Genomic DNA, 26,502 nt, shown 5'->3' with positions numbered 1-26,502 from the left:
TTCTTAAGCTCGCTTTTTACCTTTGGTCGACTTAAAGCCTTGGTGAGGAAAAACGTTTCTAATTCGTTGTTGAACTTTTTTCGGCACGTCTTTGGAAAAGGTTAAGCGCATACCTGTACGTTGGTTATAGACTTTCATTTCGCCATCAAACGGAGAATGCTCAGCGATGTCTTGCAGGTTGTGTTTAAAAGAAGGCGGTATGTGACCTTTCACCTTCGATATTTGCCCTTGTTCAAACTTAACTTTTAGGACCGGTCTATCTACGGCGATAAGCCAAAAAATGACAACAGCAGCAATCAATATTACGTAAAGCATTTGATACTCCTTAGCTAGAAAGCAATTTACTCAAGTCTTCTTTCAGCGACGATACCTTCATACTGGCTTTTTCACTTCGAGATGCCTCTGATAACAAATACTCAATAGCATCGGATAACGTACAGCCTAGCTCGTTCGCTCGATTGGAGAGTTTTTCCCACACTCGATAATCCAGATCGATGGACTTTTTCTTCGTGTGGACTTGTTCTGCATTGAAGTGACGTTTACGCTTAGCACGGATCGCTTGCTTCAGCTTATTATCAAGCTCTTCAGACATGTGGTTTTCAATCCAAGTAAGAACTTGGGTTGGCTCATGCTCAAGTTTACGAAGTTCGGCAATTGCGGCATCGGCTTCGCTCGTATCGATGTATCGGGTAACGGCTTCACCATCCTTCCACTTTTTGATGAGATACTTCCATTTCCAACCACATTCTAAATTTTCAAGCTGTTGATATTTCATCCTTCTGACCCTCAATACACTTATGGTGACAGCGTAACCCAAGTGTGCAGATTCGGCAAATAAAACTCATAAAAGTATCGATGTTGATCACTCATTTGTCGAAGGTTTAATCAACTGAATTTGCAGAATTTTTGGATTGGTCAAATTGTCGCTAGGGAGTTGATCGCCGTTTCGCTATAATGCTTGCAAGACTAAATTATGATGAATTTGAATGAACCAAGTTAACTGGCAAGATGTCACCCCTTCTTTCGAGCAGTACGAAGAGATTTTAAGTAAAGCCACTTCTCTACCGATTAAGCCCTTTATTGACCTTCAGCCTAGGCTTGAGGCGACCATTGACCGATTTACTCGTGTTCGAGGATTAACCCGTATTTTATTAGTGAATTGCACTGATAATGCGCTTTATCGTGGTTTCGTCAGCGAAGTATTGAAGAATAAGTCGTCAGCGCCTGTTGTGACAGTTGAGTCACTCGATGCCAAAGAGTTATTTGATCGCTACAGCGTGAATCAAGATGGTCAAACGACATTTGAGTCTGGCTTACTGTCTAAAGCAGATGGCGGTTATCTTGTTGTTCCTGCCAACTTAGTGCTTGCAAACGCTGCGCGCTGGCCAAACATTAAAGCAGCAGTTCAAGGTGGAAGCTTTGCCCCGATTAACCTTACACCAAATCGAATTGCGTCATCGCCTTTTGCACCACAAGACTACGATGTAAAGCTGATCATTACAGGCGATCGAAACCAGTTAGCGGAAATCGAATATGTCGATGAAGACTTTTCTACAGGTCTGACGATGTATACTGAGGTTGAAGAAGATATCCACTTATCTCAAGAAAACCTAAGTAAATACGTTGGTTTGGTCAATTGGATTTGCCATGAATACCAACACCCTGCATTGAGTAACGAAGCCTTCCGAAGATTAATTCTTGCCGGCATGCGCTATACAGAAGATCAACACTATCTGCCTCTCGGTGTACTGTGGCACAACCAGCTGTTAGGTCTTGCTAGCCAGTATTCAAACTCATCGAGTATCGAGTTTGACGATATTGATCGTGCTATTGATGATAAATATTACCGTGAATCTTACCTACCACAACGTGCTGTGGACGATATTCTTGATGGACAAGTGATCATTGAGACGACCGGCGAACAGGTTGGGCAAATTAATGGTCTTACAGTGATTGATATGGCCGGACACCCTGTCTCCTATGGGGAACCTGCGCGTATTTCTTGTGTTATTCACTTTGGTGATGGTGATATTTCAGACGTCGAACGCAAAGCAGAACTTGGCGGCAACCTACATGCTAAGGGCATGATGATCATGCAAGCGTTTGTGAGTTCAGCACTGAATCTTGATGAACCACTACCATACTCCGCTTCGATTGTATTCGAGCAATCATACAGCGAAGTCGACGGAGACAGTGCCTCCTTAGCAGAGCTATGTTGTTTGGTGAGTGCCTTGTCAGAATCTCCAGTAAATCAACAGATCGCGGTTACTGGTGCAGTGGATCAATTTGGTCGCGTGCAAGCCGTTGGAGGCTTGAATGAAAAGATTGAGGGCTTCTACCAAGTATGTAAACACCAAGGCTTTACGGGAGAGCAAGGTGTGATTATGCCTAAATCTAACCTAAAACATCTCGCGTTACATAAAGATGTCATAGAAAGCATTAAGAATGGTGAGTTCCATATTTGGTCAGTTTCTACTGTTGATGAAGCGATTCCCATTCTGATGTCTAAACCATTTCGCGGTGAAGACGACAGCATCATTGGTAAAATTGCCGAACGTATTGAAAACTTTGAAAGACATGAGCATCCAGAAGGAATTGTGGAGCGCATCAAAAACTGGTTTGTCTAGTACTGATCGGAGTTGTTTAGCGTACACGTGTTCACTAAGATGCAGCTATCAAAAATTGGAGTAATTGATAATGCAAAACAAACGTGATTCTTACAACCGTGACGATCTTCTCGCTTCTAGCCAAGGTGAGCTATTTGGACCAGGTTACCCTCAGCTTCCTGCGCCAAACATGCTAATGATGGATCGTGTTACTAAAATGTCTGAGACTGAAGGCGATTTTGGTAAAGGTTTGATCCTCGCAGAATTGGACATTACTCCAGATCTTTGGTTCTTTGACTGTCACTTCCCTGGAGACCCAGTAATGCCTGGTTGTCTTGGTCTTGATGCTATGTGGCAGCTTGTTGGTTTCTTCCTAGGCTGGGTTGGCGGTAAAGGCAAAGGTCGAGCTCTGGGTGTTGGCGAAGTGAAGTTTACGGGTCAAATCCTACCAACAGCGAAAAAAGTAACGTACGAGATCCACATGAAGCGCGTTGTTAACCGCAAATTAGTAATGGGTCTAGCTGATGGTCGTGTATGTGTAGATGGTAAAGAAATCTACGTAGCAAAAGATCTGAAAGTGGGTTTGTTCCAAGACACTTCAAGCTTCTAATCTCCTACTCTGAAGTATTTATCAAGGCTCCTATCAAAGGAGCCTTTTCTTTATCTTATGGCATTTAGTTTAGACACACGCGTAAATTGCTACATTTAAAAACATCCGCTTTAAACGCAGAAAAGGCTCTTAACGAGCCCTTTCAAATCCTTCTGTTTGTATGTGGAGAGTTTATTTGTAGAGACCAGATTGTCTTTCATCTCTGGCATCACGCCAACCACCTAACCAATACGACCGAGCATCAATTTGTTGATATGGGCAAGCCTCTTGAGACCTTCCATTCAACCCAGCTTTATAGCCTTGAGATTGAGCTCGTTCTAGGCGATCACGCTTTTGTCTCTTCATAGTTAATTCCTCATACAGGTCCATTTACAAACGTACTACTGTTATTGTGAAACTTTGATGGAGTTTTTATGACTCCATCTACAAGAATCGATCAAATTGCGCATTTTCTCAAGGCATAAAAAAAGCAGAGACTCATTTCTGTGAGCCTCTGCTTGATTTAAAAATTACTGACTATTTTCTACGGAACCCGAATAGACCCAGCATGGTCAAAGCCAGCCATCCTAGACCAGCGCCTTGGCGTTCCGCAGCTTCCTCTTCAACACTGCGTGATTGAATATCAGCTTTAGTTGCACCTGGAATCGGCTTAAGCTTGACTGCAACGATTTTCTCTTCACCATTACTACAGAAAGAGTTGTGAGCTGTTGTGTCATAACCGCCTGCACACTTCATTGCTGTCGCTGAGATAACGCCGGCATCGTTGATATCTGAAGCGCTAATGATACGGAACTCGTTGTTGCTGTCAGAAATATCTCTGGCGCTTGCGCTCTGATCGTTTGCACCGTTGGTGAGATCGTCGAGGAACCATGCTTTGCCATCGAAGATTTCTTTAGCACGCTCACTAACTGTTCCACCTTGAGCATATGGATAGATAAATCCACGCTTACGACGAGGTTTACCCTCTTCTTCACGAGTCTTCTCAGCGTCTAATTGACCAACAATCTCATTGTATGAGTTGATGCCACCCATTTGACCGCCAGCACCGCTAAAGAAAATACCACCGACTTCTGCCAGGTAAGATGCACTGACTGAATCTGCAGTAACGTCATCAACAACGAAAAGACGGTTCGGCGCAGAGCCTGTTGGCATTAGGTAAACACCCGAGCGTTTAGCTTCACCAATCGCAATAAAATTGGAGTTTACATCGGTTAAGCGGGAATTAGTATGAACTGTATTATCCCCAATTCTTTGTTGGGCACCATCAACTACTTTATTTACCCATGTAGAGTCAGCGACTGAGGCTTCTTTTGTCAACGTTCCTACGAAGACTGTCGCATTCATGTAGTTGTTGCCACTGTCGTATGTGTTATAGCCAACGCCATAAACAGTAGAACCTTTTACAACAAAATCTCGCATGCTGCCTTGTGCTAAGCGTTCATCTTCTTCTGCATTAGTGGTACCCCAACTTATTTCTTTCACTGAGCCGGAACCAGTCGCATCCCAAATGGCAGCTTTAGATGTAGAGTGGTCACCATTGTCATTGTTGGCAAATCGAGAAACGCTACCTACAGTAAATGTTCCGTTCGTTTTCCAAGCTCTGCTTTCTAGAAGCTTTGGAACTGCGTCGCTTGTGTCAAAGTTAGGACTAGTTCCTGGTGCAACAACCGTATTTCTTGTTTCTAAAATAGTTGGATCTGTTGTACTGATAACACTTTGATTGCCTACAGGCTTCCCTTCAGCAGTCAGACTGTTGATAACATTGTTGTACTTATTGGTATACGCTGCAGAGTCGATTGTATTGGGTGTATCCCCCTCAACATAAGCTAGTGCATTTGAAGTAAAATCTTTATTAAACGCTTCTTTTTGCCAAGGATTCCAATGCACGTATGCCCAAGATTCACATGTTGAGTAACGACGTTCGTTCTTACAGTATCTTTCAAAGTCATCGAACTCTTGTACGTAAAAGAAACCCGAATCCATCGCAAATGGCACTTCTTCGCGGTAGCTAACACCGTCGACTTCTTGGCCAGTTGAGATTGGGGTTACACGCGTTTCAAGCGCAAGTTTAAAGTGCTTTGAGTCACAATCTGCGCCTTTGTCAAAACAACCCAGCGCGAAAGGTTTTCCTGTATCAGGATCGTTATCCACGTCACCTTGTTGAATTGCGACACCGTACACTGTTTCCGTAGTGACGTTTTCAGGGGAAACTTCAACTACTTGATACAGTGCTGCATTGGCATTCATTGCCGTACCGACCATCATAGCGATAGCGGTTAATTTGAATTTGTTACTACAATTCATCGAATTCTTAACTATCCTGTTGCATTGCTTCGAGTTCTTCCCATCTCTCGAACGCGATTTCCAACTCCTGCTCTACCGCAGCGAGCTGTTCCAATACCGGTTGAGTCTGTTCTACAGATTTAGTGAAGAACTCTGGGTCGTTCACTTGTTCTTGTAGAGTCTCAATATCCGCCTCTAATTGTTCTAGTTTAGCTGGAAGAGCCTCTAATTCTCTTTGCAGCTTATACGATAACTTCTTCGAATTGTTCTTAGGTTGCGTAGTTTTGGGAGTTTCCTCAACCACTTTCTCTTTCTTCGCTGCTTTTTCAACCTGGCTGCGCGAAGCAAGAACTTGATCACGCTGCTGTTTTGCGTCGTGGTAACCACCAACAAACTCTTCGATTATGCCGTTACCTTCAAAAATCCAACTGGTCGTGACCGTATTGTCTACGAACTCACGGTCGTGGCTCACTAACAGTAACGTACCCTGATAATTGGCAAGCATTTCTTCTAAAAGTTCCAACGTTTCGATGTCCAAATCGTTGGTAGGTTCGTCAAGAATAAGCAAGTTGTTAGGTTTCAACAAGATACGAGCCAGCAACAAACGGTTTTTTTCGCCTCCAGACAAGGCTTTTACTGGCGTGCGAGCACGTTTTGGTGCAAACAAGAAATCTTGTAGGTAGCTCAATGCGTGACGCTGACGCCCTCCAACCATCACTTCTTGCTTACCATCTGCTAAGTTATCAATAACCGTCTTTTCAGGATCAAGAATTTCACGGTACTGATCGAAGTAAGCCACTTCGAGCTTTGTTCCACAATGAAGACGACCGCCTTGCGCTGATAATTGCCCTAATAGCAACTTGAGAACGGTACTTTTACCACAGCCGTTAGGACCAATCAGTGCGATTCGATCACCACGCATAATGTTGAAGCTAAAGTTATCAACGATTTTTTTGCCTTCAAAAGCAAAAGAGACATTCTCAGCTTCAAAGACGATCTTACCTGAGCGTGAAGCATCGTCGATGTTAAGGTTAACTTTACCCTGAACCTCACGTCTGTCACGACGTTCTTCACGAAGCTTTTTAAGGGCACGAACACGACCTTCGTTGCGTGTACGGCGTGCTTTAATGCCTTGGCGAATCCACACTTCTTCCTGAGCTAGCTTTTTGTCGAACTCTGCATTTTGCATTTCTTCGACACGAAGCATCTCTTCTTTGTCATTTAAGTATTGGTCATAATCACCAGGGAAAGAAGCGAGTTGTCCGCGATCGAGGTCAACAATGCGTGTCGCCATCGATTTGATGAATGCACGGTCGTGGGAAATGAAGATGATCGAGCCTTTGAAGTCCTTTAGAAAGTTCTCTAACCATTCGATGGTCGTTACATCAAGGTGGTTAGTTGGCTCATCAAGAAGCAATACATCAGGGTCACAAACAAGTGCCCGAGCGAGAGCGGCTTTACGTTGCCAACCACCCGATAGATCAGTCAGTTTGGTTTCAGGGTTTAGCTTTAGCGCGCCAAGTACATTCTTAACACGATCATCAAAGCGCCAAGCGTTAAGGTGATCCAACTGTTCTTGAATCTTAGCAAGACGATTAATGTTCTTTTCACTTGGGTCTTGAGCGACAAGATCGAGAAGATCATGATAGATCTTTAACTGCTCACCGATTTCAGCTAAACCACCAGATACGTATTCGTAAACTGTGCCTTCTTGATTGCGCGGTGGATCTTGTTCAAGTCGAGAAACAACGACGTCTTGGGTGATTTGAATCTTGCCATCGTCCAACAAAATGTCGCCAGCAAGCACTTTCATTAACGTAGACTTGCCTGCACCGTTACGACCAACTAAACAAACGCGTTCATTTTCTTGAAGAGCGAACTCTGCTTTGTCTAGTAATGGGTGGTCGCCAAATGCAAGTTGTGCGTTATGAATGGTAAGTAATGCCATTATTATCCAACCAATGTGTGAGTTTTTCAAAGTCAAACGGCCAGTTCAACTCAGAATCTTGATATTTTAATACGGGAATTGTTACGCCGTAACGAGAAAAGAGAGCATCGTCGAACGCTATGTCGACGATGTGTGTTTGTTCGGCGAGACCAATCTGACTAACGAGGTCAAACGCCATCTCGCAGAGATGGCATCCTTCAGTGCTGTAAAGCGTTAGCACGTTCAACATCCTGTCCCTATTCTGCGTGAGTAACCAACCAGCAGTTGTGAATCTGTTTGTTACGAGAAAAATCTAATGGCAGAGTTTGAGAAGAAATGTTCTGCGCTTTTAAGCCCAGTTCTGCAAGCCCTGCTTCGTCCATCTTGAAGTGACGTTTGTTGTTCGAGAAAACAATCGTACCGCCAGCACGCAACAGACGCTTAAGGTTCGTCATTAGCTTAATGTGGTCACGTTGCACATCGAACGACGTTTCCATGCGTTTAGAGTTAGAGAACGTCGGTGGGTCAATAAAGATAAGATCGTATTCACCTTTGGCGTTCTCAAGCCACTGGAGACAGTCAGCTTGCTCAAAACGATGCTGGCGACCAACACAACCGTTTAGCTGCATGTTGTCTTTCGCCCAGTTGAGGTACGTGTTAGACATATCTACCGTAGTTGTAGAACGCGCTCCACCAACCGCAGCGTGCACTGTTGCACTGCCAGTGTAAGCAAACAAGTTAAGGAAATCTTTACCCTGTGCCATTTCGCCAAGACGACGACGAGTGATCTTATGATCTAAGAACAAGCCCGTGTCTAGGTAGTCATGAAGGTTTACGATCAGCTTCACTCCGTACTCGTTCACTTCAAGCGTCTCTGAAACTTGACCTAATTTTTGGTACTGGCTACGACCCTTTTGCTTCTCACGAACTTTAAGTACTACGTTATTCGCTTCTACACCTGTTACCTGAATCGTTGCACGGATGATGTCCGTTAGACGGCGCTTGGCTTTTTCTTCAGGGATATTCTTAGGTGCTGCGTATTCTTGAATCACAATTTGATCGCCGTACACGTCGATCGCTACATTGTATTCTGGAAGATCCGCATCGTAGATACGGTAACAGTCAAGTTTCTCTTTACGTGCCCACTTACCAATCTTGCCAATGTTTTTCTTCAAACGGTTTGAGAAGTCTGGTGCAATTTGAACATTAGTGTCCGCGCCTTTCACTTCATCAACGCTGCGCTCTGCAATGCTGTAGTTCTTTTGGTGACAAGGTAACGCACCATTGTTCAATTTGAACTGTTTGTCCGCACGCATACGAAGACAGCTTAGTAGCTCGTCTGAACTTGAGAAGATAGACGCTTTACAACCGCCAAACTCTGCTTTTAGCTGACCACCAAATGCTGTGTATAGCGCGATCAGACCAGGTTCAGTGCCAAGACGCTCACCATAAGGCGGGTTAGAAACGATAACGCCAGATTCGAAACCAGCCGGACGAGTAATGGTTGCTGCATCGCCTTGTGCAAATTCAATCAACTCTTCAACACCAGCTCTACGAGCGTTGTCTCGTGCAACCTTCAATACTTTCGGGTCGTTATCGAAGCCGAAAAACTTAGCGTCAACTTTTTTGACACCGCGTCGAGCTTGTACATTTGCCTCTGATTTAATCTCTGCCCAAAGCTCTGGTTCAAAATCTTCTAGCGCTTCAAAGCCCCACTGTTTGCGCTTAACGCCTGGTGCCATATTGGCTGCCATCATCGCAGCTTCAATCAGCAACGTACCAGAACCACACATTGGGTCTAGAAGCGGTTGTGAACCATCCCAGCCACAACGCATTACGATTGCTGCTGCAAGCGTCTCACGTAACGGAGCTCGACCTGATTCTGGGCGGTAGCCACGTTGATGAAGGCCACTACCCACCATATCCACACCAAGAATGGCTTTGTCTTTGTGCAGACGAACGTGAACGCGGATATCAGGGCGTTCTTTGTTAATGTTTGGACGAGGAAGTCCTTTCTTCTCAAAGCAATCTACGATGCCGTCTTTTACTTTCATCGCACCGTATTGGCTGTTGCGGATTTCACGGTTCGTACCATTGAAGTCGACCACAAAGCGCTTTGAACTATGGAACTGGTTTACCCAGTTGATTGAAGACGTCGACAGGTAAAGGTCCATGTCGTCGTTACAGGTAAATTCCGATAAAACACGTACAAATCGAGACGCCAAGCGGCTCCACAAACAGCAACGGTAAATCTGTTCATTCGTCGCCTTAAATTTAACGCCTGCCTGTACTGGTTTGGCGTTTTCAATGCCTAGTTTAGTCAGTTCTTCAACAAGCAAGTTTTCCATGCCGTTTGAAGTTACCGCGAGATATTGATTCATAGTGTTCTTTCGTCGATAAAAAATGGCTTTGATTATACCTGACTTTACGATCAATGCCTCGTTTTTAAAGGCATTTTTACTTTATTAGCTCAAACAGTCGCCAATCTCATCTGTTGAAAATCAAAACACAGCACATCTACAAACAGAATACGTCTCTTTATCACTTTCTAGTAAAGACAAGCATCATAACGAGAGTGAATACTTATTTACATCATTTTTGGTCTATACCAACTGCTGATTTTGCGTGTAATTAACTTACAAAATGAGCGTATAGGGGAACAAAAGGTGAAATATTAGGCGTCTGGTTGCCTAAATTAAGGAAACGCTAAAATGAAAAAAGTGGAATAAAAGTGAGCTACTTCATATCTGAGATACAAAATAGCCCTCACCTAGGCATGTATTTGGCGTGCACAAGAGGAGATATTCAGAAAATTCTAGGCAAAAAAAATCGACCTAATGAGGTCGATTAATGCAAACAAAGGAACGAAAATAAAGAAAAATCAAAAGGAAATTAACCCACCATCGCCATTGGTGCCATCGTGAATAAGTGATTGGCACACACCATGCGATCGTGCATTACTTTAATTGGTTGCCCAAATGGCAGTACTTTGTTGCCATCAAGTAGAAATTCATCCTGCCCTACGTAAGCACATAGGCTTGATGTTTCACCTGGTTCTAGAACGATGAATACGCCTTCTGAATATCGATTTGTTAGGAAGACCATATCCCCTTCTTCTGGCTCATGCCCATCGCATTGGGCGTCGAAGAACCAGCTCTTCGGTTGAACAGGTTTATGAAAGCGTTTTGCAGCTACGCAATAGAGCGTAAGTTCGGCTTGACGGTATTCGTTGATGTCGAGACAACGGATTCGTTCGTTGTACGTTTGAAACGCGCTTGCGTCATCAACAGTGAATTCATTGTTTGAGAAGGCACAATTGACCAACAGCTTACGGCATAGATTGGTTTGGAAAATCATCTCCTCCCCCAAATCCAGCATTAGGCAAGCTTTCTGCTCGTCAAAATACCAATTCCATTTGTCGCTGGGTTTAAGCATTATTCCGTTCTCTTGTTTGTGACTAGTTAATCAGTAATAAGAGGTAAGACGCTTAATTACCTACTCATGATTTTTAAATTTTACAAACGAACGGGTAAAAAAAAAGAGGAAACGAATTCCTCTTTTTTTAGTAACAAGCGTCGATTTCTCAACGATTTAGCGATTGCTCTTATAGATTTTTAACAATATCGCGTACGAGACCTGGTCCGTGGTAGATGAAACCAGTGTAAACTTGAACAAGTTGTGCACCTGCCATCATTTTCTCTTTCGCTGCAACGTATGAGTCAACACCGCCCACACCGATTATCGGAAGTTTATCGCCAAGCTCTTCATGAAGTTTACGAACAACTTCTGTTGAACGTGATTGAACCGGACGTCCGCTTAGACCACCCGCTTCGTTCGCATGTTTCATGCCTTCAACGACTGTGCGATCAAGCGTTGTGTTTGTTGCAATCACACCGTCGATGTTATTCTTAATTAGCGACTCACAGATCTGGCTGATTTCGTCATCGCTCAAATCCGGTGCAATTTTTAGCGCAAGTGGTACGTACTTACCGTGCTTTTCTGCAAGTTCTGCTTGTTTCTCTTTGAGTTCAGATAGCAATTCGTCTAGCGCTTCACCGTACTGAAGTGAACGAAGCCCTGGTGTATTTGGTGACGAGATGTTCACGGCGATGTAACCGGCATACTCGTACACTTTTTCCATACAAATCAGGTAGTCCTCTGCCCCTTTCTCAATTGGTGTATCTTTATTTTTACCAATGTTGATACCGAGAATGCAGTTGTATTTTGCCTTTTTCACATTCTCAACCAGATGATCCACACCTAGGTTGTTAAAGCCCATACGGTTGATGATACCTTCCGCTTCAACTAGGCGGAACAAACGTGGCTTGTCGTTACCTGGTTGCGGACGAGGCGTAACAGTACCAACTTCGACAAAACCAAAGCCCATAGCGTCAAACGCTTCGATACATTCGCCGTTTTTGTCCAAACCAGCAGCAAGACCCACTGGGTTACGGAATGTAAGCCCCATGCATTCTACTGGACGATTTGGTAATTGTTGACGATAGAAAAGATCGAGAGGAGTGCCGTTAAAGCGTTGGAAGTTTTTGATTGCAAGATCATGTGCCTTTTCGGCATCAAGTTGGAAAAAGCCAGTTCTGGCTAGACGGTAAAGCATTGTGCCTCCGAAAGAAAAAAGCCCCGTGTAAACGGGTCAATATTATTTACTGTTTTTCAGTGCAATTCAATGAAAATGAGTGAATTCAGCAAAATAGTATGTCTCATTTTAATTTTATTCATAAAAACAGTTGATTAGCACTCTATTCTCTATACAAAATTGCTAGCTTTTTATTTAAAAGCAAACGATTTTATGCCAGGAAAACTCAAATTGCACGTTACGGCGTCACTTCTTGTGTGGAGTTATAATGATTTGAACATAAAAAAGCCCCGCGATTGCGAGGCTTTTGCTAAAGTCACTTACCCTATTCGTTCGAAGAACAGTTCAGGTTAAGTAGAACCAACTCTCGAAGTGCAACAGAGAACTTAGCGAACTCATGAACGGAACCAACTTTGAATTCATTCAAGATGCTCTCCCAACGATGTAATGACAATTCATTCGTTGTCATCCAATCTTCGAGTGCTTGCATCACGTCTAGATCTTCTGTTGAGCAGCCGCAAGTTAGAACTTGAGCAGTCAATTGACGTTGTTGCCAATCGAGATCCTCACGGAATGCTGCACGAGCAAGAGCTTGCCAGTTATTATCAACCGCTTGGCTATTGATCTGTTTCAAGAACCAGTGAAGTGATAAACGGTCACCTAGATTAAAGTAAAGCTTCGAGGCTTGTTCAACCGTTTTACCCGTTTCGCTTGCTACTGTTGAAATATCCAGTGCAGACTGTAGGCTAGAGAGACGAGCTACATGGTGTGCCAGTTTCTCCTCTACTCCGCGCTCAATCCATTTCTGAGCAAGTTCGTTATGCTCTTCCACTTCTGATGCAACTAGCATGGTGTCTAGCGTTTCAGTAATAGTGTGAACATCGTCTTTATATAGTGCAACTAACTCAGTTACTGTGCTCTTACCGCTGCGATTGCGAAGTAACCAACGAGAGATACGGCGCAATGCACGACGTACGTAAAACATGATCTCATACTGTGCTTCTGCAGTTGCAACGTTATCGAGTGCACGAGTTTGCTTAAGAATATCTTCCAGTTCGAAGATCTCACGTGTTGCACTGTAAGCGTTCGCAATATCAACGACACTCGCGCCCGTCTCTTCTTGAAGACGAGTCACGAAGTTACAGCCCATTTCATTAACCATTTGGTTTGCCAGCGCTGTTGCGATGATTTCAGCACGCAGCGGGTGGTTTACCATCTGATCTTTGTAGTTACGGCGTAACTCACTTGGGAAATAAGCAACTAACTGTTTTCCATGGAATTCATCATTTGCAATTTCGTCAGCAACCAATTGTTCTTTCAGAACCATCTTACCGTAAGCTACGAGTACTGAAAGTTCAGGACGTGTCAGACCAAGACCTTGTTTCTCTCGCTCAATCAAGGTTTCATCGTCTGGAATGTACTCAAGAGCACGATCCAAGTACCCTGCTTTCTCCATTGTATGGATAAAGCGGATTTGCTCTTTAACGATGCCAACACCTTGCTGTTCAGTCACCGAAATAGACTCAGATTGACGGTATGCATCGTCCAATACGATTTCGCCCACTTCGTCTTCCATCGATTCAAGAATCTGGTTGCGTTGTTTAACCGTTAGATCGCCATTCGATACTAAACCATTCAAGAAGATCTTAATGTTCACTTCGTTGTCCGAACAGTCTACGCCACCAACGTTATCCACAAAGTCCGTATTTACACGACCGCCTGTGCTTGCGTATTCGATACGACCAAGCTGAGTCATACCTAAGTTACCGCCTTCACCAACCACTTTCGCTTTTAAATCACGTCCATCGATACGGAGTACGTCATTTGCACGGTCGCCAACATCAGTGTGTGTCTCGCTAGAAGCTTTAACATACGTACCGATACCACCATTCCAAAGCAGATCCACTTCCATTTGCAGGATCATCTTAATCAGATCGTTTGGCGCTAGAGACGCTTTCTTCGTGCCCAGCATTTTTTGGATTTCTGGCGTTAGTTGGATCGATTTAGAGCGACGAGAGAAAATACCACCGCCCTGCGAGATCAACTCGGCGTTGTAATCTTCCCAGCTTGATCGTGGGAGATTGAACAAGCGATTACGCTCTTCCCAGCTGGTGGCTGAATCCGGATTTGGATCAATGAAGATGTGCATATGGTTAAACGCAGCTTGTAGACGAATATGCTTAGATAGCAGCATACCGTTACCAAATACGTCCCCTGCCATATCACCCACACCAATTGCTGTGAAGTCAGTGGTTTGACAGTTGATGCCCATTTCTCGGAAGTGGCGTTTCACCGATTCCCAACCACCTTTCGCAGTGATACCCATTGCTTTGTGGTCATAACCGTTAGAACCACCTGATGCAAACGCGTCACCTAGCCAGAAGTTGTACTCATCCGATACAGAGTTCGCCAAATCAGAGAATGTTGCTGTACCTTTATCGGCAGCAACAACTAAGTATGGGTCGTCTTCATCGTGACGCACTACACTCTTCGGCGGAATAACTTCGCCTTCGATGATGTTATCGGACACATCGAGAAGCGCGCGAATGAAGCGTTTGTAACAACGTTGACCTTCAGCGAAGATTTCATCACGGTTAGTTAGAGTTGGCTGACGTTTACATACGAAGCCACCTTTTGCACCCACAGGAACAATAACCGTGTTCTTAACTTGCTGTGCTTTAACCAGACCAAGAATTTCAGTACGGAAGTCCTCTTGACGATCCGACCAACGCAAACCACCACGCGCAACTTTACCGCCACGTAGGTGTACACCTTCAATATCAGGTGCGTAAACGAAGATCTCAAACGCAGGCACTGGCTGAGGAATATCTGGGATTTCGCTTGGTTTCATCTTCAACGATAACCAAGGTTTCGGCTGCTTATTTTCGTCCAATTGGTAGTAGTTAGTACGTAGCGTTGCCGTGATCATTTCCATGTAGCGACGGATGATACGATCATCATCTAGGCTTTCAACACGATCCAGTTGCTCGGTTATTTTCTTGATAAGATCGTTCTGACCTTTCTCGCTGCCTTTGTGTTTTGGATCGAATCGTTTGGCAAACAAGTTTACTAGACCCGTTGCCAAATCTGGGTAATGGCTAAGGGTATCTTCTATGTATTGTTGGCTGAATGGGAAACCAACCTGGCGCATGTAGCGCGCGTATGCACGAAGAATTGAGATTTCACGACCAGACAGTGAAGCGCCTAGTACCAAGCGGTTGAAGCCATCACTCTCTAGGTTACCAGCCCAAATCGCTGCGAATGCTTGTTGGAAACGATCGCGAGCTTCACGAAGATCAACGGTCTTGTCGCTCTTATGCAGCATTGAGAAATCTAGGATCCAGAATGTTTGACCATTGTTGGTTTCGATCTCATAAGGCGATTCGCCGATCACACGTAACCCTAGGTTTTCCAACATTGGCATCACGTCGGATAGGTGAATTGGCTCGTCGCGGTGGTATAGCTTCAAGCGAACTGCTTTCGATTCAGCCGCTTCTTCTTGCGGACGATAGAACAACATGCCGAGTTTGTTGTCGTCGCTTAACGCTTCTAGACGTTCGATATCTGCAACCGCAGAACCTGGCATCATGTCTTCTTTATATGAACGTGGGAATGCGCTCATGTACTCTTTCGAAAGCGGAAGACCTTTGCTTTCACCAAAGTTAGCAATGATAGACTCTTTTAGGCGGTCGTCCCATGAAGTCGATACTTCCATTAAGTTCTGCTCAATCTTTTTCACGTCTACATCAATGTTGTTATTGTCTACACGAACAATGTAATGGGTTCTCGCCAACGGGCTTTCTGAGAAGAAGGTTGTGAATTCAACCTCTTGTTCACAGCCAAAGTACTGCTTAAGAATGCGTTGCGTTTGACGACGAAGCTCTGTGTTGTATCGATCTTTTGTCACGTAAACCATACAGCTGAAGAATCGACCAAACGGGTCTTTACGAACAAATAGACGTAACAAGTCACGATCTTGCATTTGAACGACGCCCATCCCCACTTCTAATAACTCTTCTTCACGAGCTTGAAGTAATTCGTCACGTGGGTAGTTTTCTAGAATGTTGTGCAGGGCTTTGTACGAGTACGATCCGTTACGGTAACCACTCGCTTCTAGAATACGATCCACTTTCTCGCGGATCAGAGGAATACTTTGTACGGCTTGGTTGTATACAGCAGAAGTGTAAAGACCTGTGAAACGGTGCTCACCAATCACTTTGCCGTTCTTATCGAATTTCTTAACGCCAATGTAGTCAGTGTAAGCTGGGCGGTGAATACGAGATGCTTGATTGCCCTTAGTGATGATCAATGCGTAAGGCTTTTTCGCTTCTAGGCGCGCAGAGTCGGACAGTTCAGAAAGCTTGATGCTACGAATGCGATTGTCATCGGCAAAGAGACCAAGACCTTTCTCTTTAACAGGTTGCAGCTCAGTGTCACCATTGACGCTAACAAGATCATACTCTTTGTAACCCATGAAGGTGAAGTTATGATCCCCTAACCAACGTAGGTATTCGATCGTCTCATCTAAACGATCAGTCTTCATCGAAACTCGATCTTTGTTCTTTTCAAGATCATCAGTAACGATCTTAAGTTTATCAACCATTTGTTTCCAATCATCAACCACTAAACGCGTGTCAGACAAAATGGTCAGTAGCTCATTTTTCAGCTCTTGCATTTCACCTTTACTGGTTAAGCGGTCAACTTCGATATGGAACAGAGATTGAAGAACACCACCCTCGCCATTAACGTCCGTCACTTGCCCTTTTTTATCGCGTTCTAGTTGCGTTGGGTTGTTGAGCATCAAGTGAGAAACAAGGTCAAGTCGCGTTAACGCCATCTTGATGGAATCCACCAAAAACGGGCTGTCCGGAACAACAATTTCAACAATAGTGTGTGTTGATTGCCAACCTTGGCGGCTGACGGTTGGGTTGAATACCCTGACAGAAATGTCTTCTGGTTTCTTTTCATTGACATGATGCCACAGGCTAACAACGGCACCATATAGGTCGGATTCGTTTCGCTGAATCAAGTCATCATCAGCAATGTTACTAAATAAGTGTTGAGCAAGTTTAGTTACAAGCGGTTGGTGAGAAAGCTCGAGTTTGTCTTGAATTAGTTGGTATACCTTTTCAAGCAGAACCGGCACTACATTTTCACGCGCGGTCATATTCACACTCCACATTAGAATTGTTGTTTTGTAGGGGGACTTAACTTCGGGTTTTAGCCTCGAAACTAAGCATAGGTAATGCATGCACTTATTGTAAAAGCATAATTACAAATGTTTAACAAAAATTCGCAGTGGTAGGAGGTGAAATGTTTGATTATGTGACTAAGATTCCTGTTTAACTCACTAGGAATATCAGGCATCACAGAGTTTCTAACTTTAGAAACTTATTATTTTGGTCAGTTGTGAGTCTAAAACGACCTCTAATGCCTAATTGACTAAGAAACGGTCGAAATTTTGATGCATCTAGTTGCACCCTCAAACCATTGTCAGTAATGACTTGTACAGAACTTGCGGCACCAGAGTAGTGTGAAAGAAATGTTTGATAAGAGATGTTGAGAGAGAAGTAATACTGGTTCATGAAAATGGATTGTTGTCAGAACAAAAAACTAGGGTGATCGTAATGACCACCCTATTCTTTTGTCGATTATTCGTCTAGTGCTTTAGTCACTTTTTCGAATAAGTCTTTCGCTAGATTGTCCATCGCTTTAAGCTTTTCAAGCTCTGCACGAATAAGCGCTTGACGACCTTCATCGTATTTACGGAATTTCAATAGAGGATCGATCATGCGGGACGCCACTTGTGGGTTACTATCGTTCAAGTGACGAAGGATCTCACCAGCAAATTGGTAGCCAGAACCAGATTTATCATGGAAGCGTACTGGGTTTGCGTTCAAGAACGAACCAATCAAACTGCGCGTGCGGTTCGGGTTCTTCAAGCTAAACGCTTCGTGGCTCATGGTTTCTTTTACTTTCTCAAGTGCGTTCTCAATCGGGTTGCTGCCCTGAAGAACAAACCATTTGTCCATAACCAGACCATCGTGCTTCCACTTGTCGCTGTAATCCGCCATTAACGCTTCACGACATTCAAGTTGTGCACTGTTCGCTGCACTCATCGCCGCAATTGTGTCGGTCATATTGTTTGATGATTCATACTGCGCTTTTGCTAGCTCGTTACCCTTTTCAGTGTAAGCCAAGAACTGCAAGCACTGGTTGCGCAGAGCGCGTTTGCCAATCGCTGCATGGTCAATGCTGTATTCTGTTTGGTTCAATGCGTGATAAGTAGCACTCAGTTCATCTTCTAGTTCTTTAGAAAGTGACACTGTAATGCTATTCAGTACCGTATCTACCGCATCGATATCAATCTGCTTGTACCAACCAGTGATTTCGTTGATGGAAGGCAGAGAAAGCACTTGAGCAATAAACGCAGGTTCAAGGTTTGCATCAAGTAACACACCACGGAATGCATCGATTAAGTCTTCTGATAGCTTAACCTCACCACCCGCTTGAACGTTAGTTACGTTTTGACGAATGTATTTCGCTAGCAGCATTTGGCTTGCATCCCAACGAGCAAAATCGTTCGTTGCGTGCTTCATCAAGAAAATCAGTTCATCATCGCTGTAATCGTATTCCAATTTAACCGGTGCAGAGAACTCACGAAGCAATGATGGTACTGGTTGTTCTGCAACGTTTTCGAATACGAAAGTCTGCTTGTCTTGCTTCACGTCCAAAACGTTGTGTACGGATTCACCGTTGATAACCAGTGGAATCACATCACCATTTTGTGCGTATAGTTCAATATCGAATGGAATATGTAGCGCTTGTTTTTCTGCTTGGTCGTGCGTTGCTTCAGTAAATTGCTCAACCGTTAACGCGTAAGTTTTTGCTTCAGCGTTATATTCGCTGTTTACGCGAAGTGTTGGTGTACCCGATTGGCTATACCATAAGCGGAATTGTTTAAGATCAACGCCCGTTGCGTCTTCCATTGCAGAAACAAAATCTTCACACGTTGCCGCTGTACCATCATGACGTTCGAAGTAAAGCTTCATGCCTTTTTGGAAGCCTTCTTCGCCAAGTAATGTGTGGTACATGCGGATCACTTCGCTGCCTTTTTCGTACACGGTTAGCGTGTAGAAGTTATTCATTTCAATAACTTTATCTGGGCGAATTGGGTGTGACATTGGGCTTGAGTCTTCCGCAAACTGAGGACCACGGATAATGCGAACGTTGTCGATGCGGTTTACTGCGCGTGAACCAAGATCGGACGAAAACTCTTGGTCACGGAATACCGTTAGACCTTCTTTTAAGCTCAGTTGGAACCAATCGCGACAAGTCACGCGGTTACCCGTCCAGTTGTGGAAGTATTCATGACCGATTACCGCTTCAATGCCAAGGTATTCGCGGTCAGTCGCGGTTTTTTCATTCGCAAGCACAAACTTCGAGTTGAAGATGTTTAAACCTTTGTTTTCCATTGCACCCATGTTGAAAAAATCAACCGCAACGATCATGTAGATATCAAGATCGTACTCAAGACCAAAGCGATCTTCGTCCCACTTCATTGAGTTGATCAACGAAGTCATTGCGTGACCCGCGCGATCGAGGTTGCCTTTGTCGACAAAGATTTCTAGGTCTACTTCACGACCTGATGTGGTTGTGTATTTATCACGTAGTACATCAAAGTCACCGGCAACCAAAGCGAACAAGTAAGCAGGTTTTGGATGTGGGTCTTGCCATTGAACCCAATGACGACCATTTTCTGCCTCACCTTCAGCTACGCGGTTACCATTGCTTAATAGAAATGGATACACGGTTTTGTCTGCGATCACTTTTGTTGTGTATTTCGCAAGAACGTCTGGACGATCTAGGTAGTAAGTAATACGACGAAAGCCTTCTGCTTCACACTGTGTACAGAATGCACCCCCTGATTTGTAAAGACCTTCAAGTGCGGTGTTTGCTTCCGGGTCGATCTTAGTAACGATTTCTAAATCAAATTCTGCTGGCAGATCGGTAACAACTAGAGAGGCTTCTTTGACTTCATGATGAGACCAGTCTTCACCGTTCACTTTTACAGAGCGTAGCTCTAGCCCTTCACCATCGAGTTCTAATGTGGTTAATTCACCCTTTTGAACTACTTTTGATACTGCTGTAACGATCGTGTCGTTGTCATAAAGATCAAACGTCAAATCAATATCGGTAATTGTATGAGATGGCGCTTTATAATCTTTGCGATATTTCGCTTGGGGAGCTTGAGACATGTCCATAAATCCTTGTATATAGAACCACAAAAATACCAGGACTAGAGGCTCAAACACCTCTTACTGGTATCACGATATAAGCTATTTGTAGGGGTTGTGGTATCAGAATACAAGTCTTTCTATAAAAAAACGGAGCTTTTAGTGTCTTAGCTCCGCTTTCTGTTTAACATTTAATCAACATCAGAATATTTCACTATTAATAACCCTGCGTGAAATAATGGTGATGAATCATTTATGGTGTTACTCGATTAAGTACCGCGTACATATCACCGTTAGAATCTTGAATCGTCAGCTCGTTTTGGTTCAATGTATAGCGGGTTCCGTGCTCTCCGTTCTCGTACAAAAGAACTAGATGCTCACCTTCTGTGTAAAACACGCCTTGTTTCACTGCCTCTTCACCTTCTTCATTTGACACTCTAAACATAAATACAAAGTCTGGTTGAAGAATTAAGTCCATTTGGTTGATGTTATTTGCAAGCATGCCATCCCCTCCAACTTGAGAGCTTGACCAAATACCTGCAAGTGCATTCGACAACCCCTTAGTGAAGGTTACACCATTCAAGTCTAGGGTGTTGTGGTTATTACGATATGCATAAATTTGCGGTTCATCAGTATTCAACCCAAGGACGATGGTGTCCTCATTGGCGTTATAGAGTCCTTCCCAATGGTCGATTGAGTAATCTTTTTTCTGAATGTCGATAGAGAACGTGTAGTCCGAGCCAAGGGTGAGTTTTATCGCTCTAAAGTTCTCTGAAGAATCATCAGGGTTTGGATTCATCAAATACCAATCTCCGATCAAGAATGGAGTGTCAAAGTGACTAAGTTCGTCTTCCTTGTTGGTTTCCGCGCTAGAAACACTAAAGCAGCAAAAGCTAAGTAAAATAATGAACCATTTCATAACGGTATCCTTATCGTTTTCTTTTAGCTTAGGCTCTAGATCTCATTTTCGCGAAATATTTGATCTACATCACGTAAATTGTTAGTGCAAATTAAGCGCAGGAACAACCTATTTTTATAGAAACGCCGCTTTATAAACGCATAAAAAAAGAGCGAGTCGCTATGACTCGCTCTTTATATAGAGAATTATTAGTCGTTTTGACTGAATTTTTAGCCTTTCAGCATATCAACCATAACAGCAACTGACTCATCTAGATAAACGTCTGGCGCTTCGTAATCTTTTGGCACATCATCAAGCGTTTTGAATGGTTTTTTACCCATTGCTGCTTGACGTTCATTGATGCGCTCTAAGCGTAGAGCCTCGGCTTTATCTGATTCGTCTTCGCGCACTTTCTCGTTAAGAGACAACAAATTATCGTCTTTCTCTTTACGGTACTTCTCAATATCTTCTTTGATGAAACGGAACTCCATCTCATCAGCAATACGTTTATTGTGAAGCTCAGTTAGTTTAGTAACAAGCGCGTCGTTGCTTGGGAATGTCTGATACTTTGCTTTATCAATGCTATCCCAAGGTAATGCGTTGTCTTCAACACTCTCACCTGTTTCGCTTGGCTCAACTGGAGTTGGGTAAGCGATGTCTGGTGCAACACCACGGTTCTGAGTACTGCCACCATCGATGCGGTAGAACTTTTGAATCGTGTATTGTACGTAGCCAAGTTCTTTGTCGAAAAGATCGTAGATATGATTCAATGAGCGGTGTTGTTGAACGGTACCCTTACCGAAAGAGTTTTCACCAAGAATAATCGCACGGTTGTAATCCTGCATTGCTGCCGCAAAGATTTCAGACGCTGAAGCACTGTAGCGATTGATCAACACGGTTAGTGGACCATCGTAACTCACTTGCCCATCGGTATCTGCATTTACTTTGATGCGACCATAGCTATCGCGAACCTGAACAACTGGACCTTCTTTAATGAAGAGCCCTGTTAATGCCGTTGCTTCAGTCAGCGCACCACCGCCGTTGTTGCGTAGATCAACGATAACACCGTCGACGTTTTTCGCCTTCAATTCAGATAGCAGTTTATCGGTATCTTTTGAAAGACCAACGTAAAAACTAGGAACCTCAAGAACCCCAATCTTCTTACCGTCTTTCTCGATGATTTCAGACTTAACCGCACGGTCTTCTAAACGAACTTTATCACGCACAATAGTGACAACGTAACTCTTCGCATCTTTACCTTCTGGCAAGACTTGTAGGTTAACTTTGGTTCCTTTAGGACCTTTGATTAGTTGAACGACATCATCAAGACGCCAACCGATCACATCGACAACTTCTTCGCCATCTTGACCAACACCGATAATGCGGTCGCCCTCACCTAGCTGTTTACTCTTAGATGCTGGACCGCCGGCAACTAATGAACGAATCACTGTATAGTCGTCGGTCATTTGAAGCACAGCCCCAATACCTTCAAGAGACAGATTCATCTCTGATTGGAACTGTTCCGCGTTTCGTGGAGATAGGTAGCTAGTATGTGGATCAACTTCACGAGCGAATGCATTCATGTAAAGTTGGAAAGCGTCTTCATTGCGAGTTTGCGTGATGCGTTTCATCGCGTTGTTGTAACGTTTCGCTAGAACCTCTTTGATTTCTGGCCATTCTTTACCAGTCATTTTAAGGTTAAGAGCATCGTACTTAACGCGTTTTCGCCATAATTCATTTAACTCAGCTTCATCCTTGGGCCATGCGGCTTCAGAACGATCCAGTTCAATAAACTCATCAGTATTAAACTTGATTTCTTTATCGAGTAGAGTCAATGCGTAGGCAAAACGATCAAAACGCTTCTGCATCGAAAGATTATAAACATCAAATGCAATCTTGTTATTACCAGCTTTAAGCTGATCATCAAGGCTGACGGACCAATCTTTGAAAGAGTCGATATCGGCTTGAGTAAAAATATTTCTATTGTAATCAAGCATTTCTACGTAGCGCTCAAAGATCGCTTTGGAGAAATCATCGTTTAGATTGAAATGCTTATAATGAGAGCGGGTAAATCGAGAAGTTACTCGTTTGCTGGCTGTTTCATGCTGAACTTCAGGTGCAAGAACCGGCAAATCATCTTTGTTTAGTTTGGCTTCTAGAGCCTGAGCTGATGCTGCTAGCCAGAAGCTAGCAGCAATCAGTGTCACTTTTGAACGGCAATTCATGCGTAGGAGTATCTCCCTTATGCGCGCAAGTGCTCCGCTTTCACAACCATTTGTAGGCCGTTAGCAAGTTGAACACGTACATCATCCTTATTGACTTCAACAATGGTCGCTGCCATGTTTCCTTTGCCCATGTTCACGTTAACTGCGTTGCCGATCGTGATTTCATCAGCGTTTAGCGCGCGTGTTTCTACAGGCTTACTTTCTTTTTGTACTTTTGGTTTGTTAGCACGACGAGGCTGTTGTGGCTTTTTAGCCGCAGGTTTCGCTTTCGCCTTACCCTCTTCGCGAGCTTTTTGAGCTTGCTCTTTACGACGAGCCTGAACTTTCGCTTTGCTTTCAGCAAGTGTCGCTTTAGCGTGTTCTACGTGTTCTTCTTCTAGCTCACCACATGGGTTGCCATCTAGATCAACACGTACTGCACCTGGTTTTACGCCGTGTAGGTAACGCCATGATGAAGTGTACTGTCTTAACGCTGCACGAAGCTGAGTTTTGCTTACTTTTTCGTCTTCATTTAGACGTTCCGCAAGATCTTGAAAAATACCAATTTTCAGAGGCTTTGCTTCACCTTCTAAAGTAAAGCACTTAGGGAAACATTCAGCAATGTATGCGATAACTTCTTTGCTGTTTTTTAACTTTTCAGTCATGAGGGTTCCTGGTTTGAGCGGATTTCCGCGAAGCATTAAGAAAAAATATTCTCGTATTATAGTGACATGCCAAGGAAAAACCACACTCGAGGGCGAATTTATGCGTCGTTAGCGTGCGAATTAAGCAGCTTTTCTACTTCAGCCATAAAATGAGTGAGGCCTTCTTCATCAATTTCATTGAATCGACCGATATTTGGACTATCAATATCCAACACGCCAGCCACTTCCCCATTGATAGTAAAAGGAATAACAATTTCTGAATTACTTGCTGCATCACAAGCAATGTGACCTTCAAATGCATGCACATCGTATACTCTTTGTACGCTGTTAGTTTGTGCAGCAGTACCACAGACGCCTCGTCCCATTGGGATACGAACACAAGCAGGCTTACCTTGGAAAGGGCCGAGCACCAACTCATCACCTTTCGTTAGGTAAAAACCCGCCCAATTCAGGTCTTCAAGTTCCATAAATAGAAGAGAGCTGATGTTGGCAAGGTTTGCGATGTAGTCTTTCTCTGATTCGATAAGCGCAACTGCTTGCTTGGTAAGTCTTTGGTATTGTTCTATGTTCATATTAACTTCCTACTTTTTATTTAGGCTTCCATTCTGTTGGTATGGCGCTAAAATGCAGCCCTACTTTTTAATAGGACTTATTCTCAATTACAATGAATCCGAAAAACGACACTATTAGCCGTTCTTGGTTGATAACACAAGTGAAAAAGCACAAGTCCAAGCTGATTCTAGCGAACTTGATAGCTGTACTTGCGACCTTGATTAGTGTTCCAATCCCTCTTCTTATGCCTCTCATGGTGGATGAAGTCTTATTGGACAAACCGGCATCGGGCTTAGCAGCAATGAACGCGGTTTTACCTGAAGCGTGGCACACACCTACGGGTTATATCTTCTTTACTCTGTTCTTGGTTGTGCTGATGAGGGCAGCAAGCCAAGGATTTAATATTCTTCAAAGCCGACAATTTACCTTGGTTTCAAAGACAATCACCTTTGAAATGCGAAGTAAAATGATCGACAAGCTTGGTCGTATTAGCATTCGACAGTACGAAACAAAAGGCAGTGGTGGCATCAACGCTCACCTTATCACCGACATTGAGACCATTGATAAATTTATTGGTTCTACATTAGCTAAATTTGTTATCAGCCTACTGACGGTGATTGGTACAGCCATCGTGCTACTTTGGCTCGATTGGCGTCTGGGTCTGTTTATTCTTCTCGTCAACCCTATTGTCATTTACTTCTCACGTAAGCTGGGAAGTATGGTTAAGCACCTTAAGCGCAAAGAAAACCATTCATTTGAGATTTTCCAGAACCGCTTAGTCGAAACTCTTGACGGCATTTATCAACTACGAGCGGCTAATAAAGAGCGAGAGTTTCTCCAGCAGTTAAAAGGCAGCGCTGACCAAGTTCGTATTGATGCTGACAAGTATGCATGGCAATCAGAGGCTGCGGGACGTGTCTCTTTCCTTATGTTTTTAATCGGTTTCGAGTTGTTCCGTGCGGTTGCAATGCTAATGGTAATGTTCAGTGACCTTACCATTGGTCAAATTTTCGCGGTGTTTGGTTACCTTTGGTTTATGTTGTCTCCTGTTCAAGAACTATTGGGTATCCAATTCTCTTGGTACAGCGCAAAAGCGGCACTTAAGCGAATTAATGATCTACTCGAATTGGAAGAAGAACATAGACCTGTTTCGAAAGTAAATCCTTTCAAAGAAAATCGAGAGGTTGATGTAAAAATTGAACATGTTGATTTTTCATACAACAATGAAAACAAGGTGTTGGATGATCTCTCGTTGCACATTCCTGCTGGTAAGAAAGTGGCGCTTGTGGGTGCGAGTGGTGGTGGTAAATCAACCCTGATTCAATTATTGATCGGCGTTTACCGTCAGAATTCTGGTTCTATCCGTTTTAATGATGAGTTGACAGAAGACATCAGCTTTGAAGTAATACGCGACAAAATTGCCGTGGTTTTACAACAACCTATACTATTTAATGACACCTTAAGGCATAATCTGACCCTTGGTGGTGACTTTGATGAAATGTCATTATGGCGAGCACTAGAAGTCGCTCAGCTTCAAGACGTAATTTCGCAACTTAACCACGGATTGGATACTCAAATTGGTCGTAATGGTATTCGCCTATCTGGCGGTCAGCGTCAACGCTTAGCGATTGCACGTATGGTGCTGAGCAACCCACAATTTGTTATCCTAGACGAAGCAACGTCAGCACTGGACACCGCAACTGAAGCGGCTTTGCATAAGGCGTTAACGGAATTCTTACGCGGTCGAACGACTCTTATTGTCGCCCATCGCTTATCGGCGGTGAAGCAAGCAGATTTGATTTATGTGCTTGAAGATGGAAGAGTGACGCAAACAGGTACCCATGGTGAGCTCGTTGAGCAAGAAGGCTTATATCAAACCTTATATGGCGGCATTCAGTCCCACGCTTAAACCATTCAGTTTAGAGA

At 43.7% G+C, this 26,502-nt stretch carries 19 protein-coding genes; 3 read left to right on the top strand and 16 right to left on the bottom strand.

Translation table 11 applies throughout. From position 1 onward, the window contains the following. Window positions 1-3: 3 nt before the first annotated feature. Window positions 4-315 carry a DUF3634 family protein gene (locus ABMY42_RS22135; RefSeq protein WP_005446826.1) on the bottom strand — a complete coding sequence of 104 codons (312 nt, stop codon included), beginning with the start codon at window positions 313-315 and terminating at the stop codon, window positions 4-6. 10 nt (window positions 316-325) lie between these two features. Next, on the bottom strand, window positions 326-775 hold the full coding sequence (gene matP / locus ABMY42_RS22130) for a macrodomain Ter protein MatP (RefSeq protein WP_005446823.1): 450 nt from the start codon (window positions 773-775) through the stop codon (window positions 326-328). A gap of 211 nt (window positions 776-986) precedes the next feature. Here matP and ABMY42_RS22125 point away from each other — a divergent pair, with 211 nt between their 5' ends. Together ABMY42_RS22125 and fabA are read left to right on the top strand one after the other, a co-directional pair. Next, window positions 987-2,627, top strand: coding sequence for a Lon protease family protein (locus ABMY42_RS22125; RefSeq protein WP_349266806.1), 1,641 nt, complete (start codon window positions 987-989; stop codon window positions 2,625-2,627). Window positions 2,628-2,697: 70 nt separating this feature from the next. Continuing rightward, window positions 2,698-3,216, top strand: coding sequence for a bifunctional 3-hydroxydecanoyl-ACP dehydratase/trans-2-decenoyl-ACP isomerase (gene fabA / locus ABMY42_RS22120; RefSeq protein ID WP_005390081.1), 519 nt, complete (start codon window positions 2,698-2,700; stop codon window positions 3,214-3,216). A 171-nt stretch (window positions 3,217-3,387) separates the two neighbouring features. Here the strand turns inward: fabA and rmf are convergent, their stop codons facing one another. The 14 genes from rmf to ABMY42_RS22050 form a co-directional block, all read right to left on the bottom strand. Further along, window positions 3,388-3,561 (bottom strand): ribosome modulation factor, encoded by a 174-nt coding sequence (gene rmf / locus ABMY42_RS22115; RefSeq protein WP_005446820.1) that lies wholly within the window; start codon window positions 3,559-3,561, stop codon window positions 3,388-3,390. Window positions 3,562-3,732: 171 nt separating this feature from the next. After that, complete coding sequence (locus ABMY42_RS22110) at window positions 3,733-5,520, bottom strand: DUF3466 family protein (RefSeq protein WP_349266805.1); 1,788 nt, start codon at window positions 5,518-5,520, stop codon at window positions 3,733-3,735. Window positions 5,521-5,527: 7 nt separating this feature from the next. After that, a complete protein-coding gene (locus ABMY42_RS22105; protein ID WP_349266804.1) occupies window positions 5,528-7,447 on the bottom strand; it encodes an ABC transporter ATP-binding protein in 1,920 nt (639 codons plus the stop codon). Next, window positions 7,425-7,676 (bottom strand): glutaredoxin family protein, encoded by a 252-nt coding sequence (locus ABMY42_RS22100; RefSeq protein ID WP_080991058.1) that lies wholly within the window; start codon window positions 7,674-7,676, stop codon window positions 7,425-7,427. Before ABMY42_RS22100 ends, ABMY42_RS22105 begins: the two co-directional genes overlap by 23 nt. A gap of 7 nt (window positions 7,677-7,683) precedes the next feature. Continuing rightward, complete coding sequence (gene rlmKL / locus ABMY42_RS22095) at window positions 7,684-9,807, bottom strand: bifunctional 23S rRNA (guanine(2069)-N(7))-methyltransferase RlmK/23S rRNA (guanine(2445)-N(2))-methyltransferase RlmL (RefSeq protein WP_050908734.1); 2,124 nt, start codon at window positions 9,805-9,807, stop codon at window positions 7,684-7,686. A 511-nt stretch (window positions 9,808-10,318) separates the two neighbouring features. After that, window positions 10,319-10,861 carry a cell division protein ZapC gene (locus ABMY42_RS22090; protein ID WP_005446810.1) on the bottom strand — a complete coding sequence of 181 codons (543 nt, stop codon included), beginning with the start codon at window positions 10,859-10,861 and terminating at the stop codon, window positions 10,319-10,321. Window positions 10,862-11,030: 169 nt separating this feature from the next. Beyond that, entirely contained in the window at window positions 11,031-12,041 is a 1,011-nt protein-coding gene (gene pyrD, locus ABMY42_RS22085) for a quinone-dependent dihydroorotate dehydrogenase (protein ID WP_017190185.1), read from the bottom strand. A gap of 304 nt (window positions 12,042-12,345) precedes the next feature. Next, on the bottom strand, window positions 12,346-17,187 hold the full coding sequence (locus tag ABMY42_RS22080; protein ID WP_005446807.1) for an NAD-glutamate dehydrogenase: 4,842 nt from the start codon (window positions 17,185-17,187) through the stop codon (window positions 12,346-12,348). Between the two features lie 199 nt (window positions 17,188-17,386). Then, on the bottom strand, window positions 17,387-17,605 hold the full coding sequence (locus ABMY42_RS22075) for a DUF2835 domain-containing protein (protein WP_005446806.1): 219 nt from the start codon (window positions 17,603-17,605) through the stop codon (window positions 17,387-17,389). Between the two features lie 66 nt (window positions 17,606-17,671). Next, window positions 17,672-20,278: an aminopeptidase N gene (gene pepN, locus ABMY42_RS22070; protein WP_069687131.1), complete on the bottom strand. Its 2,607-nt coding sequence runs from the start codon at window positions 20,276-20,278 to the stop codon at window positions 17,672-17,674. 232 nt (window positions 20,279-20,510) lie between these two features. Beyond that, a complete protein-coding gene (locus tag ABMY42_RS22065) occupies window positions 20,511-21,176 on the bottom strand; it encodes a hypothetical protein (RefSeq protein ID WP_005446804.1) in 666 nt (221 codons plus the stop codon). A 209-nt stretch (window positions 21,177-21,385) separates the two neighbouring features. Beyond that, window positions 21,386-23,380, bottom strand: a complete 1,995-nt coding sequence (gene prc / locus ABMY42_RS22060) for a carboxy terminal-processing peptidase (protein ID WP_005446803.1) — start codon at window positions 23,378-23,380, stop codon at window positions 21,386-21,388. A gap of 17 nt (window positions 23,381-23,397) precedes the next feature. Beyond that, window positions 23,398-24,024, bottom strand: a complete 627-nt coding sequence (gene proQ, locus ABMY42_RS22055) for an RNA chaperone ProQ (RefSeq protein WP_005446802.1) — start codon at window positions 24,022-24,024, stop codon at window positions 23,398-23,400. Between the two features lie 98 nt (window positions 24,025-24,122). After that, window positions 24,123-24,596 carry a GAF domain-containing protein gene (locus ABMY42_RS22050; RefSeq protein ID WP_005446801.1) on the bottom strand — a complete coding sequence of 158 codons (474 nt, stop codon included), beginning with the start codon at window positions 24,594-24,596 and terminating at the stop codon, window positions 24,123-24,125. Between the two features lie 92 nt (window positions 24,597-24,688). Between ABMY42_RS22050 and ABMY42_RS22045 the strand changes: the two genes are divergently transcribed. Beyond that, entirely contained in the window at window positions 24,689-26,485 is a 1,797-nt protein-coding gene (locus ABMY42_RS22045) for an ABC transporter ATP-binding protein (RefSeq protein WP_349266803.1), read from the top strand. The last annotated feature ends 17 nt before the right edge of the window (window positions 26,486-26,502 follow it).

Origin of the sequence: Vibrio sp. SSH13-20 (genome assembly GCF_040104475.1) — a bacterium.
GTDB lineage: Bacteria > Pseudomonadota > Gammaproteobacteria > Enterobacterales > Vibrionaceae > Vibrio > Vibrio harveyi.
Note: the sequence above shows the minus strand (reverse complement) of the source record. Positions and strands in the feature narration are given on the sequence as shown.